Source organism: Paracoccus denitrificans (assembly GCF_900100045.1).
Taxonomy (GTDB): domain Bacteria; phylum Pseudomonadota; class Alphaproteobacteria; order Rhodobacterales; family Rhodobacteraceae; genus Paracoccus; species Paracoccus denitrificans.
In genome coordinates this window covers 1-14,141 of sequence record NZ_FNEA01000040.1, presented here as the reverse complement: position 1 = coordinate 14,141, position 14,141 = coordinate 1, and the positions used below count along the sequence as shown (strand labels likewise).

The 14,141-nt window shown below is 67.0% G+C and carries 12 protein-coding genes and 1 pseudogene; 6 read left to right on the top strand and 7 right to left on the bottom strand.

Going from position 1 to position 14,141, the window contains the following annotated elements; genetic code table 11:
- Positions 1-398: 398 nt before the first annotated feature.
- Positions 399-1,181: a 3-hydroxybutyrate dehydrogenase gene (locus BLT64_RS22935; protein ID WP_011747271.1), complete on the top strand. Its 783-nt coding sequence runs from the start codon at positions 399-401 to the stop codon at positions 1,179-1,181.
- 21 nt (positions 1,182-1,202) lie between these two features.
- Here the strand turns inward: BLT64_RS22935 and BLT64_RS22930 are convergent, their stop codons facing one another.
- Together BLT64_RS22930 and thyX are read right to left on the bottom strand one after the other, a co-directional pair.
- Positions 1,203-2,189 (bottom strand): BMP family protein, encoded by a 987-nt coding sequence (locus BLT64_RS22930; protein ID WP_011747272.1) that lies wholly within the window; start codon positions 2,187-2,189, stop codon positions 1,203-1,205.
- A 115-nt stretch (positions 2,190-2,304) separates the two neighbouring features.
- A complete protein-coding gene (gene thyX, locus BLT64_RS22925; protein WP_041529787.1) occupies positions 2,305-3,210 on the bottom strand; it encodes an FAD-dependent thymidylate synthase in 906 nt (301 codons plus the stop codon).
- Between the two features lie 176 nt (positions 3,211-3,386).
- On the opposite strand from thyX, the gene BLT64_RS22920 reads away from it, so the two are divergent.
- The gene (locus BLT64_RS22920) at positions 3,387-3,815 is read left to right on the top strand and encodes a VOC family protein (protein ID WP_011747274.1); all 429 of its coding nucleotides are present in this window, start codon (positions 3,387-3,389) and stop codon (positions 3,813-3,815) included.
- A 179-nt stretch (positions 3,816-3,994) separates the two neighbouring features.
- Here BLT64_RS22920 and BLT64_RS22915 read toward each other — a convergent pair whose 3' ends face one another.
- Positions 3,995-4,513, bottom strand: coding sequence for a MarR family winged helix-turn-helix transcriptional regulator (locus BLT64_RS22915; protein WP_011747275.1), 519 nt, complete (start codon positions 4,511-4,513; stop codon positions 3,995-3,997).
- Positions 4,514-4,604: 91 nt separating this feature from the next.
- A complete protein-coding gene (locus tag BLT64_RS22910; RefSeq protein ID WP_011747276.1) occupies positions 4,605-4,850 on the bottom strand; it encodes an FAD assembly factor SdhE in 246 nt (81 codons plus the stop codon).
- Between the two features lie 105 nt (positions 4,851-4,955).
- Between BLT64_RS22910 and BLT64_RS22905 the strand changes: the two genes are divergently transcribed.
- Positions 4,956-6,158 (top strand): pyridoxal phosphate-dependent aminotransferase, encoded by a 1,203-nt coding sequence (locus BLT64_RS22905; RefSeq protein WP_011747277.1) that lies wholly within the window; start codon positions 4,956-4,958, stop codon positions 6,156-6,158.
- A gap of 57 nt (positions 6,159-6,215) precedes the next feature.
- Here BLT64_RS22905 and aspA read toward each other — a convergent pair whose 3' ends face one another.
- Together aspA and BLT64_RS22895 are read right to left on the bottom strand one after the other, a co-directional pair.
- The gene (aspA, locus tag BLT64_RS22900) at positions 6,216-7,622 is read right to left on the bottom strand and encodes an aspartate ammonia-lyase (RefSeq protein ID WP_011747278.1); all 1,407 of its coding nucleotides are present in this window, start codon (positions 7,620-7,622) and stop codon (positions 6,216-6,218) included.
- Positions 7,623-7,782: 160 nt separating this feature from the next.
- Positions 7,783-8,679 carry a LysR family transcriptional regulator gene (locus BLT64_RS22895; protein ID WP_011747279.1) on the bottom strand — a complete coding sequence of 299 codons (897 nt, stop codon included), beginning with the start codon at positions 8,677-8,679 and terminating at the stop codon, positions 7,783-7,785.
- 212 nt (positions 8,680-8,891) lie between these two features.
- Here BLT64_RS22895 and BLT64_RS22890 point away from each other — a divergent pair, with 212 nt between their 5' ends.
- Complete coding sequence (locus tag BLT64_RS22890) at positions 8,892-9,926, top strand: Ldh family oxidoreductase (RefSeq protein ID WP_011747280.1); 1,035 nt, start codon at positions 8,892-8,894, stop codon at positions 9,924-9,926.
- Here BLT64_RS22890 and BLT64_RS22885 read toward each other — a convergent pair.
- Entirely contained in the window at positions 9,923-10,387 is a 465-nt protein-coding gene (locus BLT64_RS22885; RefSeq protein WP_011747281.1) for an Lrp/AsnC family transcriptional regulator, read from the bottom strand. The genes BLT64_RS22890 and BLT64_RS22885 overlap by 4 nt on opposite strands.
- A 109-nt stretch (positions 10,388-10,496) precedes the next feature.
- Between BLT64_RS22885 and putA the strand changes: the two genes are divergently transcribed.
- Both putA and BLT64_RS27770 read left to right on the top strand, forming a co-directional pair.
- Entirely contained in the window at positions 10,497-13,916 is a 3,420-nt protein-coding gene (putA, locus tag BLT64_RS22880) for a bifunctional proline dehydrogenase/L-glutamate gamma-semialdehyde dehydrogenase PutA (protein ID WP_011747282.1), read from the top strand.
- 132 nt (positions 13,917-14,048) lie between these two features.
- Positions 14,049-14,141 (top strand): annotated as a pseudogene (locus BLT64_RS27770) (TetR/AcrR family transcriptional regulator); the annotation flags it as partial.

Here is a 14,141-nt window from a genome sequence, read left to right as displayed (position 1 = left end):
TGATTTCCGGGTCGTTGGTTCTGCCTGCGCCCAGATTAACCGCGCGTTCACCGCGAAGCAAACTTACGCCTTGGACTCATGGGGGGAAAAGCGTATAGATAAGGCACTGCTCGATAGGTTTCTTGCCTGTATGAAACCTGCCTCATGACTAGCGCCCGCCTTGTGCGGGCGCTTTTTTTACTGGGGTTTTCCGGCTTTCCGCGGCCTCCCGCCATGCCGGGCATTCGCGCCATGCGCCGGGGGGAATCGATCACGCGAAAATGTGAACGGATCGCGCGGTTTCGCCGCGCATCGACGGGCTCATGCGCCTTGCCAGCCCTCTGCGCCCGGCCTTGTGCGGTCCCGGCTTTTTGCTCATGCTGCGGCTGCAACAACAATGCGGGCGTCAGGAGGCAGCGATGTTCGAGAAATTCCTCAGCGGCAAGACGGCGGTGGTGACGGGCTCCAATTCGGGGATCGGGCTCGGGATCGCGCATGAACTGGCGCGCGCGGGCGCTGATCTCGTGCTGAACAGCTTTACCGACATGCCCGAGGACCACGCCCTTGCCGAAAGCCTTGCCGCCGAGCATGGCGTCGAGGTGCGCTATGTCCAGGCCGACATGTCCAAGGGCGCCGACTGCCGCGCCCTGATCGAAAAGGCCGGCGCCTGCGACATCCTGGTGAACAATGCCGGCATCCAGCATGTCGCACCGATCCCGGATTTCCCGGGCGAGAAATGGGATGCGATCATCGCCATCAACCTGAGTTCCGCCTTTCACACCACGGCGGCGGCGCTGCCCCTGATGCGCAAGGCAGGCTGGGGGCGGGTGATCAACATCGCCTCGGCGCACGGGCTGACGGCCAGCGAATACAAATCGGCCTATGTCGCGGCCAAGCACGGCATCGTCGGCCTGACCAAGGTGACGGCGCTGGAGACCGCGAAGGAGCCGATCACCTGCAACGCCATCTGCCCCGGCTATGTGCTGACCCCGATCGTGGAAAAGCAGATCCCCGACCAGATGAAGACCCACAACATGAGCCGCGAGGACGTGATCGCCAAGGTCATGCTGCAGCGCCAGCCCTCGGGGCAATTCGCCACGGTCGAGCAGATGGGCGGCACGGCGGTCTTCCTGTGCTCGCCGGCGGCGGAGCAGATCACCGGCACGACCATCTCGGTGGACGGGGGGTGGACGGCGCTTTAGGCGCCGCCCGGGCCAGGCCGGTCACATTTCCAGTTCCGGGCCGGAATATTCGGTCGAGACCTCGATCTCTCCGGTCACGATCTGCTCGCGCAGGGTGTCGATGCGGTCGCGGATCTCGGCCGGAACGCTGTCGGAGAGGGTCAGCGAGACCGCTTCGGGGTTTTCCAGCCCGATATGCTTGACGGTTTCCGGCTTCCATGTGCCGTCCACCAGGTCCTGCACCGCCTGCACGCTGGGAATGCTGACATCGGCGATGGCCGAGGCGATGAAGACGTCCGGCTCGACCTTTGTCCAGTCGATGACATTGCCGATCTGTTTCGCGCCCGCCTCGCGCATGGCGTCGGTGGCGCCCTGGCGGCCTGCGTTCAGCATGGTGAAGATGATGTCGGCGCCCTGGTCCGTTTCGGCCTTTGCCACCCGCGCGGCCAGTTCGGTGTCGTCCTGGTTGCCGGCAAAGATCGTCAGGAACGTCGCGTCGGGCCTGGTGTGCATCAGCCCGTGGTAGAACCCGCCGCGGCCCTTGAGCCCCGGCGTCACCCGGATGCCCGAGATATGGCCGACCACGCCGGATTGCGTCAGCAGTCCTGCGGCCGCGCCGCCAAGCCAGGCGCTGTGTTCCTGCAGCACCTCATAGCTCGACAGGTTCGGCCCGGTCACGCCGCCTTGCACCACGACGAAGGGGATGTCGGGGAATTCGGCCGCGACGGTCTTGGCGGCCTCGTTGTTCTGGCCGCCATGGGCGATCACCATGTCGGGGGTCTGCCGGGCCAGGGCGCGCAGCGCCTCTTCCAGCTTGTCCTGCTCCGGCTGCACCTGATCGGTATAGGCGATCTTCGCGCCGAACTGCTTTTCGATCTTCAAAAGGCCATTATAGCCGGCCTCCATGAAACCGTTGTCGTCGATCTTGCCCGGAATGAGCATGGCGATCGAAAGCTCGCCGTCCTGCGCATGGCTTGCGCCGGCCGCCAGCAGCGAGGCGGCCAGGGCCAGCCGAATTGTCGCGTTCATCCTGTTCGCTGTCCTTTGTCGGGGGTTTGGGTTCCGACAGGGGAGGCGTTGGGTGACGTAACGTCAACGCGCAATGTGTTAAGGGTGTCGCAAGAAAATCTTGAAAATCCTTTGCTCAGTCCCAGACCGCCTCGAACTCGCGCCATTCGCCCTTGCTCATGCCGCTGTTTTCCTGCGTGACCACCTCGCCCGACAGGCGGCGCTTCAGCGCCTCGACGCCTTTCGCCGAAAGCTGCACCCCGCCCAGCCGGTAATCCTCGAAGGCGGCATAGGCGAAGGGCACCCAGTCGCGGACGATGCCGCACATGGTTTCGGCATAGGCGCGGATCTCGTATTGCGCATGGGCATCGGCGCGCAGGCGCAGGAAGTGGAACAGGTTGTGCAGGTCCACCTTCCAATACCACTGCGTATAGATATTGGCCGGCAGGTTCATGCGCGCCAGTTCGCGGGCCAGGCCCTGCTGGCCCTCCTGGCTCAGCATCTGCTCGTAATGGTCGTAGCTGCGCATCGCGTCCTCGCGCAGCAGGTCCAGGACGCGGGCCGCCTCGTCGCCTTCCAGCACCTGGCCGCGGCCCTGGTTGTTCACCGTCGATTGCGCGGCAAGATGCTCGGGGGCAGGGATGTAGAATTCGCGGTCCAGGATCGAATAGCGCGCCGAATATTCGTTCACGTTGGCGGTGCGGTGGCGGATCCATTGCCGGGCGACGAAAACCGGCAGCTTGACGTGAAACTTGACCTCGCACATCTCGAAGGGGGTCGAGTGCCAGTGCCGCATCAGATAGCGGATCAGCCCCTCGTCGTTGCTGACCGATTTCGTGCCGCGGCCATAGCTCACGCGCGCGGCCTGGGTGATCGCCGCATCGTCGCCCATGTAGTCGATGACCCGGACCAGCCCGTGGTCCAGCACTTCATGCGCCCGGTAGAGGTGCCGCTCCATCCCCTCGGAGACGGCGCGCAGGGTGGGGCGCGGGTCGGCGCGCTGCTCGTCGATCTGGGCCTGTTGTTCGGGGGTGATGGGCATGGCGGAATCCTCGGATGGTATGGCCATATCTTGTGGCACCTGCGCGGGTTTCAATCAACCGGCTGTATGAGCGTTCCGGGTGCAACCGTTTGCCGCGCGTTGCGGTTGATCCGGCGAGATGCCAGTCTGAACCAGCAAACAGGCCCGGAGCGGCCGGAAAACAGGAAAGAGAAACGATGAAGATCCGCTATCTGCATACCATGGTGCGCGTGCTCGACCTTGAAAGCACGATGGCCTTCTTTCGCCTGCTGGGTCTTGAGGAGATCCGGCGAATCGACAATGAGAAGGGGCGCTTTACCCTGGTCTTCATGGCGCCGCCCGGCCAGCACGAATGCCCGGTCGAGCTGACCTGGAACTGGGACGGCGACGACGGCCTGCCCTCGGACAGCCGGCATTTCGGTCATCTCGCCTATCGGGTCGAGAATATCTACGAGATGTGCCAGAAGCTGATGGATGCCGGCGTGACCATCAACCGGCCGCCGCGCGACGGGCACATGGCCTTTGTCCGCAGCCCCGACAACGTCTCGATCGAGCTGCTGCAAGAGGGCGAGCACCTGCCGCCGCAAGAGCCCTGGGCCAGCATGGAGAACACCGGCCACTGGTAGGCGAAGGGCCGGATGGCCGACCGCGGGAATGGCGCGGTCCTTCGCGCGCCGATCCGCGCCGCCGCAAGACATGGCTTGCCGGTTCCGGTCGGGCCGGCGAAGCGGGACATGCCCTTGGGCCGTCGCACCGCGGCACGGGCATCATGGCGCAGCGGCCCCTCCGGCGCGATCTGGCGGGTTCAATAGATATAGCGGATCTGCTCGGCCCAGAACCGCTCGACCCGGCGCCATTGCAGGTTCACCGCCTCGATCGGCGGGTCGTCCAGCACGCCCGACAGATCCAGCCCCTCGGCATGGCGGGCGAACAGCTGCGCCACGCAGTCGCGCACCTCTTGCCCCGCCTGCGTCAGCCGCACCCGGACGGCGCGGCGGTCCATGTCGCAGCGTTCGTGGTGGACATAGCCCAGCTCGACCAGTTTCTTGAGATTGTAGGACACGTTCGAGCCCTGATACATGCCGCGCGACCGCAACTCGCCCGCCGTCACCTCGGACGTGCCGAGGTTGTAGATCAACAATGCCTGCACCGGCGTCAGGTCGGATCGGCCCAGCCGCTCGAACTCGTCCTTGACCAGATCCAGCAGCAGCCGGTGCAGTCGCTCTAGTATCTGCAGGCTTTCCAGATAAGCCTCGGTCCGGTCGGTCTGCGGCGGCGGGGGCCGCAGGGCGGGCACCGTTTGGGCAGAGCTGCGCTGTTGCATGTGCGGGTTCCGTTCGTCGCCTCGTTTCCGCCACCATGCCGCAGATTTCCCAATCTTCGGTTAATCCGCCCGCAATTTCCTAAAATTACGCCTATTTCCGGGCCAGACGGGCGTGGGCAAAGGATGCCACGCGGTCCAGGATGGGCAGCAGGGCCTGAGGTCCCGGGCGTGCATCGCCCAGCCGGGCGGTGATCCAGGGATACAGATCCTGGTCGTTTTCGGTCAGCAGGGCCTCGTAAAGGTCCAGTTCCGCCTCGGTCAGCCGTTCCAGCTCGCTGTCCGAGAAGGGGCCCAGGATCAGGTCCATCTCCTTGGTGCCCCGCCGCCAGCTGCGCATCCGCAGCCGCTTCAGCCTCGTCTCTTTCTCGTCCACGCTTGCCCCCGGCTTGCCTGTCCGCGGTGGTGCCCCTATGACGGGACGGCCAGCCGCAGGATGAATTCGATGAGCTTTTTGTCGCAGACGCTCGCCCGCGTCAAACCCTCGCCCACCATCGCCATCACCGGCCGCGCCCGCGAGCTTGCCGCCGAGGGCCGGGACATCATCAGCCTGTCCGCCGGCGAGCCCGATTTCGACACGCCCGCGCATATCCGCGAGGCTGCCAAGGCTGCCATCGATGCCGGCCATACCCGCTATACCGCGGTGGACGGCATCCCCGAACTGAAACGTGCCATCTGCGACAAGTTCGCGCAGGAAAACGGGCTGGACTACGGCCCGGCGCAGGTGACGGTCGGCACCGGCGGCAAGCAGATCCTCTACAACGCGCTGATGGCGACGCTGAACCCGGGCGACGAGGTGATCATCCCGGCACCCTATTGGGTCAGCTACCCGGACATGGTGCTGCTGGCCGGCGGCACGCCCGTGGTGATCGAGGGCGCCATGGCCAACGGCTATCGCATCACCCCCGAGCAGCTGGAGGCGGCGATCACGCCCCGGACGAAATGGGTGATCCTGAATTCGCCCTCGAACCCCACGGGCGCGGGCTATGGCGAAGAGCATATGCGCGGGCTGACCGAGGTGCTGATGCGCCACCCGCATGTCTGGGTGCTGTCGGACGACATCTATGAGCATCTGGTCTTTGACGATTTCCGCTTCGTCACGCCGGCGCAGGTCGAGCCGGGGCTGACATCGCGCACGCTGACCATGAACGGCGTCAGCAAGGCCTATGCCATGACCGGCTGGCGCATCGGCTATGGCGCCGGACCCGAGGCGCTGATCCGCGCCATGGCCAAGCTGCAATCGCAATCGACCTCGAATCCCTGCTCGATCAGCCAATATGCCGCGCTGGCCGCGTTGCAGGGGCCGCAGGACTATATCCAGGAAAGCCGCGCCGTCTTCCAGCGCCGCCGCGACCTGGTGGTCGAGGGGCTGAACGCCTGCCCCGGCATCGACTGTCCGGTGCCGCAGGGCGCTTTCTATGTCTATCCCTCGATTTCGGCGCTGATCGGCAAGACCTCGGCCGGCGGGGCGGCGATCGCCGACGACGAGGCCTTCGCCACCGCGCTTCTGAACGAGACCGGGGTCGCCGTGGTCTTTGGCGCAGCCTTCGGGCTGTCGCCGCATTTCCGCATCTCCTACGCCACCTCGGACGCGGTGCTGGCGGATGCCTGCGCGCGCATCAGGGCGTTCTGCGAAGGGCTGCGTTGATCGGCCCGAACCCCGGCCAGCGCTTGGCAGGCCGGGGCAGGGGAGCCTTGTCCCGCCTCAGTTGACGAAAAGCTGCGGCCTGGTCAGGCTTTCGGGGCGCAGGATGGCGTCCAGCCGTTCCTTCGGCAGCAAGCCTTTTTCCAGCACCAGTTCATAGACGCCGCGGCCGGTCAGATGCGCCTCGGTCGCGACCTCGGTCGCGGCGGCATAGCCGATATAGGGGTTTAGCGCCGTGACGATGCCGATCGAGCGGCGCACGGTTTCCTTGAGCACGTCGCGATTCGCGGTGATGCCGCGCACGCAATTGTGCTCCAGCGTGTCGCAGGCCGCGATCAGATGGCTGACCGAACGGAACATGCTGTAGGCGATCACCGGCTCGAAGGCGTTCAGCTGCAACTGCCCGCCCTCGGCGGCCATGGTGATGGTCATGTCGTTGCCGATCACCTCGAAGCAGACCTGGTTCACCACCTCGGGGATGACCGGGTTCACCTTGCCCGGCATGATCGAGGAGCCGGCCTGTTTCGCGGGCAGGTTGATCTCGTTCAGGCCGGCTCGCGGACCCGAGGACAAAAGCCGCAGGTCGTTGCAGATCTTCGACAGCTTCACCGCCACCCGCTTCAGCACGCCCGACACCTGCACGAAGGCGCCGCAATCCTGCGTCGCCTCGACCAGGTCGGGGGCGGTGACGACCGGGATCACGGTGATCTCGGCCAGCCGCGCCCGCACCCGCTCGGCATATTCGGGGTGGGTGGTGATGCCGGTGCCGATGGCGGTGGCGCCCAGGTTGATCTCGCAGATCAGGCTGGCGGCCTCGGCCAGCCGCACCTCGTCCTCGCCGATGGTGATGGCGAAGGCGTTGAATTCCTGGCCCAGCGTCATCGGCACCGCCTCTTGCAGCTGGGTGCGGCCCATTTTCAGGATCTCGGCGAACTCGCCGCCCTTCTCGGCAAAGGCGCCGCGCAGCGAGGCCAGCGCCGCGATCACGTTCTGCAAGCCCCGCCACGAGGCCAGCCGCAGCGCGGTCGGATAGACGTCGTTGGTCGACTGGCTCAGGTTCACATGCTCGTTGGGGTGCAGGTATTGGTATTCGCCCTTGGCGTGGCCCATCAGCTCCAGCGCCCGGTTGGCGATCACCTCGTTGGCGTTCATGTTGGTCGAGGTGCCGGCGCCGCCCTGGATCTGGTCGACCACGAACTGCTCGTGCAGCTTGCCCGCCCGGATCTCCTCGCAGGCGGCGACGATGGCGTCGCGGCGCTCGGCCGAGAGCAGCCCCAGATCGGCATTCGCCAGCGCCGCGGCCTGCTTGATCGCGGCCAGGGCGCGGATCAGTTCGGGAATTTCACCGATGGGCCGGCCCGAGATCGGGAAATTCTCGACGGCGCGCAGGGTGTGGACGCCCCAATAGGCATCCGCCGGCACCTCGCGGTCGCCAAGCAGGTCGTGTTCGATACGGGTCTTGTTCATGGTCACCTCGGGCGCAGGCGCACAGGCCCGCCCCCGGGGACGGTGCTGGCGCGATGCGCATTCTGTCGGAATCTGTTGCGATGATAGGGCATTGGCCTGCCCCGTGTGTCAAAGATTTAGGCAGGATTGCGCGTATTTTCCAATGCCAAGTCGCGCTGGGTTATTCCGGTTTTGCATAACCTTCGCCCAGCTCGCGCGCCGCTTGCCAAACCCGCCCGGTGATGCCGCGTCCGCGCGCGGCGTTGCGGTAAAGCCTGATCTCCATCGGCAATTCGGGGGCAACGACCTCCAGCCGGCCGGTCTCGATCTCGGCCTCGACCAGCAACCGGGGCAGCCAGACCATGCCGTGGCCGGCGACCGCCATGCTCTTCATCGCCTCGGCCATGGATGCCTCGTCGGTATGGGCAATATAGACCTTGGGCGCACCGGGCTGGGCCAGGGCGATGCGCGCCATGGCGTTCAGGAACGAGCCGCGCGAGTATTTCAGCATCGGCATGCCGTCGGTCAGCCATTCCTCGGGCCAGCCCGGGCGGGCGACGGCGACCAGGCTGTCATGGCCGACCACCAGATGCGGATAACCCGAGGGGTCCAGCGGGATGTTCACCTGCGGATGGGCATAGGTCAGGAAGAAGTCGTAGCCGCCCTCGGTCAGCGCCTCGATGCAGCGGTCGAAGTTCTCGGGCTTGACGCGGCTGGTCATCTGGCCCGCCGCCGCCTTCAGCCGCATCAGCCAGCCCGGCAGGAAGGTCACGGTCAGGCTGTGCAGCGCCAGGAAGGAGATCTCTCCGCCTCGGCTGCGGGCATGGTCGCGGAACTCAGCGCGGCGGGCGTTGATCATGCGCACGGCTTCCTCGGCCGTTTCGCGGAACAACACGCCTTCGGGGGTCAGGGTTACCGGATAGCTGTCGCGCGACAGAAGGTCGGTGCCCAGCCATTCCTCCAGCGCGCGGATGCGGCGGCTGAAGGCGCTTTGCGTGACGCCGCGCAACTCGGCCGAGCGCGAGAAGCTGTGCGTCTCGGCCAGCACCAGGAAGTCCTCAAGCCATTTGAAGTCCATGCGCCCCCCTTTTCCGCCGCTTTAGCCGAGGCTTCGCGGCCGCGCCACAGAAAGACGATTGCGGCCGGGCCGGTAAGGCGATCACCGCAACGCTGGCCGAGGCGCGGATGCTGGCCTGGGATGCCGCGCTTTGGGACGCGGCCCGGCCCTGAACGCTTGCCCCTTGCCGGAAAATCCGGTTTTCTGGCCGGCACCAGACAAGGGACGGGCGTATGGATGATGTGACGATGGTGTCGGTGGCCGAGCTTGGCCGGATGGTCGAGTCGATCTTCATGCGCGCGGGCTTCAACGCGCAGCAGGCCGACGCCATCGCCCGCATCATCACTGCCGCCGAGCGCGACGGCGCCAAATCGCACGGCATCTATCGCATCGAGGGCTGCCTGCGCACGCTGGCGGCCGGCAAGGTTTCGTCCGGGGCGCGGCCCGAACTGATCGACGAGGGCAGCGCGGTGATCCGGGTCGCGGCGGATGGCGGCTTTTCGCCCGCGGCCTTCGAACTGGGCCTGCCGGCGCTGGCGGGCCGTGCCGAAAAGCTGGGGCTCGCGGCGTTGGTCATCAACGATTGCGTGCATTTCTCGGCGCTCTGGCCCGAGGTCGAGGCGGTGGCGTCGCGCGGCCTTGCCGGGCTCGCCATGTGCCCCAGCTATGCCGCGGTCGCGCCGGCGGGCGGCACGCAGCCGCTTCTGGGCACCAATCCCATCGCCTTCGGCTGGCCGCGGTCGGGGGCCGCGCCCTATGTCTTCGACTTCGCCACCTCCTGCGTCGCGCGGGGCGAGATCGAGTTGCTGGCGCGGGCCGGCGAGCCCTTGCCCGAGGGCTGGGCGCTGGATGCCGAAGGCGCCCCCACCACCGACGCGGAGGCGGCGCTCTCGGGCGCCATGCTGCCCTTTGGCGGGCACAAGGGATCGGCCATCTCGACCATGGTCGAGCTTCTGGCCGGGGTGATGATCGGCGACCTGACCAGCCAGGGCGCGCTTGCGGAACTGGGCACGCTCGACCTGGCGCCGAAACATGGCGAGCTGATCCTGGCCTTTTCGCCCGCGCGCTTTGCCGCCGGCCGGCCGGGCGATCCGCTGGCGCGGGCCGAAGCGCTGTTCGACGCCATCCTGGGGCAAGGCGCGCGCCTGCCCGGCCAGCGCCGCCTTGCCGCCCGTGCGCGCTCCGAAGCCGAGGGCATCGCGCTGAACGCCGAGGAACTGGCGCTGATCGACCGCCTCCAGCGCGACGGGCTGGCTGCGCTCGGCTAGATCGCGGTCCAGTTCTGCTCGACGACGGCCTCCATGGAGACGTGGCTGGAGGTATTGCTGACATGGGGCAGGACCGAGATCTTCTCGGCCAGGATGCGGCGGAAATCGGCCATGTCGCGCGAGCGGACCTTCATCAGGTAGTCGCAGCTGCCGGCGATCATGTAGCATTCCTCGATCTCGGGGATGGCGCGGACGGCGGCGTTGAACTGTTGCAGCGCATGTTCGCGGGTGTCGTTCATGCTGACCTCGACATAGGTCACATGGGTCAGGCCCAGCTTCAGGGGTGACAGGATGGCGCGATAGCCGGTGATCAGGCCGATCTCTTCCAGGTGCTTGATGCGCAGCGCCACCGGGGTCTTGGACAGCCCGACCCGCCGCGCCAGTTCGGCGATGGGGATGCGTGCGTTCTCGGTCAGTTCCGCCAGGATCTTGCGGTCCTGCGTATCCAGGTTCAGGTCCATTCTGAAAATCGCCTCGAATTTGTTCTATCGGCCTAGAGCGTGGCGCATCTTCAGGCGCACCGCCTAGCCGGCATCTGATAATACTGTCGCATCGAATAAGGAGATCGGCATGAATCGTGTCAACCCCACCGTGCGTTCGGACGTGTTTTCCGCACAGGCGAAATTCGCCGACGAGGCGGAGCTGCTCAGTGGGCTGGTCGCGCAGGCGGGGCTGGACGACGCGCAGCGCGCCGCGATCACGCGCCGGGCCGCCGATCTGGTGCGCCGGATCCGCGACGAGGCGAAGCCGACGATGATGGAGCATTTCCTGGCCGAATACGGGCTGTCCACGCGCGAGGGCGTGGCGCTGATGTGCCTGGCCGAGGCGATGCTGCGCGTCCCCGACCGCATGACCATCGACGCGCTGATCGAGGACAAGATCGCGCCCTCGGACTGGGGCAAGCATCTGGGCGAGGCGTCCTCGTCGCTGGTCAATGCCTCGACCTGGGCCCTGATGCTGACCGGCAAGGTGCTGGACGACGACCAGGCCGGGATCGCCGGCACCCTGCGCCGCGCCGTGCGCCGGCTGGGCGAGCCGGTGATCCGCACCGCCGTCGGCCGCGCGATGAAGGAGATGGGCCGCCAATTCGTGCTGGGCCAGACCATCGAGGCGGCGCTGGAACGCGCGGCCAAACGCGAGGCGCAGGGCTTCACCTACAGCTACGACATGCTGGGCGAGGCGGCGATGACCGGCGCTGATGCCGCGCGCTACGACCGCGCCTATTCCGACGCCATCGCGGCGATCGCGAAAGCCTGCACCAGGGGCTCGGTCGAGGACAATCCCGGCATCTCGATCAAGCTGTCCGCCCTGCATCCGCGCTATGAGGTGGCGCAGGAATCCCGCGTCATGACCGAACTGGTGCCGGTGGTGCTGAAGCTGGCGCGCCAGGCCAAGGCCGCCGGCATGGGCATGAACATCGACGCCGAGGAGCAGGACCGGCTGGTACTGTCGCTCAAGGTGATCGAGGCGGTGCTGTCGGACCCCTCGCTGGCCGGCTGGGACGGGTTCGGGGTGGTGGTGCAGGCCTATGGCAAGCGCGCCGGGCAGGTGATCGACTGGCTTTACGAAACTGCCACGCGGCTGGACCGCCGGATCATGGTGCGGCTGGTCAAGGGCGCCTATTGGGATACCGAGATCAAGCGGGCGCAGGTCGAGGGCTTTCCGGGCTTTCCGCTGTTCACCAGCAAGGTCGCGACCGATGTCAGCTATATCGCCAATGCCCGCAAGCTGATCGGCTACGCCGACCGCATCTATCCGCAATTCGCCACCCATAACGCCCAGACCGTCGCGGCGATCCTGGAGATGGCGGGCGAGACCCGCTTCGAATTCCAGCGCCTGCACGGCATGGGCGAGCGGCTGCATGATATCGTGCTGCGCGACCATAATGGCCGCTGCCGCATCTATGCGCCCGTCGGCGCGCATCGCGACCTGCTGGCCTATCTGGTCCGGCGGCTGCTGGAGAACGGCGCCAACAGCAGCTTCGTGCATCAGATCGTGGACGAATCCGTCTCGCCCGAGGAGGTCGCCCGCGATCCCTTCGCGGCGCTGGCCGAGGCGCGCCCGCCCTTGGGCCTGATCACGCCGGATGCGCTGTTCGGCGCCTCGCGCCGGAACTCGACCGGGTTTGATCTGACCGACGAGGAGACTCTGGCCCGCATCTACACCGCCCGCGACGTGGCGATCCCGGATGCGATGCCGCTGACCGTTTCCGAGCCGACCGGCAAGATGCAGGACGTGCTGAACCCCGCGACGGGCGAGAAGATCGCCCGGGTGATGATGGTCGATGCGGATACTGCCGCCCGCGCCATCGCGGACGCGCGCATCTGGGACGCATCGGCGGCCGAGCGTGCCGCGGTGCTGCGCCGTGCCGCCGATCTTTACGAAGATCATTACGGCCCGATCTTCGGCATCCTCGGCCGCGAGGCCGGCAAGTCGCTGGCCGATGCGGTGGCGGAACTGCGCGAGGCGGTGGACTTCCTGCGCTATTACGCCGCCGAGGGTGAGGCCAGCCCCGGCGCCCCGCGCGGCATTGTCGGCGCAATCAGCCCGTGGAACTTCCCGCTGGCGATCTTTACCGGCCAGATCGCGGCGGCGCTGATGGCCGGCAATGCGGTGATCGCCAAGCCGGCCGAGCCCACCCCCGTCATCGCCGCCTATGCCATCGGCCTGCTGCATCAGGCGGGCGTTCCGAAAGCCGCGCTGCAACTGCTGCCGGGCGCTGGCCGCGTGGTCGGCACGGCGCTGAGCTCGGATCCGCGCGTCTCGGGGCTGGTCTTTACCGGCTCGACCGGGACCGCGCAGACCATCGCGCGGACCATGGCTGCGAACCTGGCGCCCGGCACGCCGCTGATCGCCGAGACCGGCGGGCTGAACGCGATGGTGGTCGATTCCACCGCGCTGCCGGAACAGGCGGTGCGCGACATCGTGAACTCGGCCTTCCGCTCGGCCGGCCAGCGCTGCTCGGCGCTGCGCTGCCTCTATGTGCAAGAGGACGTGGCGCCGCATCTGGTCGAGATGATCAAGGGCGCCATGGACGAGCTGCGCCTGGGCGACCCTTGGGATCTGACCACCGATGTCGGCCCGGTGATCGACCCCGGCGCGCAAAAGGAAATCGCCGATTACATCGCCGCCAATGCAAATCGCGTGCTGCACAAGCTGGCGGCCCCCTCGCGCGGCTGGTTCATCCCGCCGACCATGCTGAAAGTGTCGGGCATCGCGGATCTGGAGCGCGAGATCTTCGGCCCGGTCCTGCATGTCGCCACCTTCCGCGGCGACCAGCTGGACCAGATGATCGCCGACATCAACGCCCGCGGCTTCGGCCTGACCTTCGGGCTGCACACCCGCATCGACTCGCGCGTGCAGGAGGTTTCGGACGCCATCCATGTCGGGAATATCTACGTGAACCGCAACCAGATCGGCGCGGTGGTGGGCAGCCAGCCCTTCGGCGGCGAGGGCCTGTCGGGCACCGGCCCCAAGGCCGGCGGACCGCGCTATGTGCCGCGTTTCTTCGCGCCCGCCGCGCCCTCGGCCGTGCCCGGCACCTGGCAGGGCGAGGGCGACGAGGCGCGGCTGCGCGGCGCCCTGGCCGATGCATCCCCGAAGAAGATCGACGAGCGCCTGATGCCCGGCCCCACGGGTGAACTGAACCGCCTGACCGCGCATGCCCGCCCGCCGGTGCTGTGCCTCGGCCCCGGGGCCGAGGCCGTGGCGGCGCAGGTGGCGGCGGTTCAGGCACTTGGCGGTCAGGCGGTGGGTGCGGACGGCGCCCTGCCGCCCGAGGCGCTGACCCGTCTGCCGCAGCTTTCCACTGTGCTCTGGTGGGGCGACGAGGCGCAGGGCCGCGCCCATGCCCAGGCGCTGGCGGCGCGCGAGGGTGAAATCGTGCAGCTGATCACCGCCATGCCCGACCTCGCCCACATCGCGCATGAGCGCCACCTTTGCGTCGATACCACCGCAGCGGGCGGCAACGCAGCATTGCTCGCAGGGTGAGGGGCGGGGCTGCCGAGGTCGTTATGTTGGTGAGCTGCGTCGCTGACGTTCCCGCCCTTCAGGAGGGGGTTATGTGTCGCCTGTCCTGATTGGGCCTTTCAGGATCCGGGGTGGCATCCGACCTTTCTTTTGGCCGAGGGGATGCTGAACGTTCTGGCGTGTTTTCTGTCTGGTGCCTTTGACGCGCGGCTGGAATTCGCGGTGCGCAGCTGGGCCTTGCAGGAC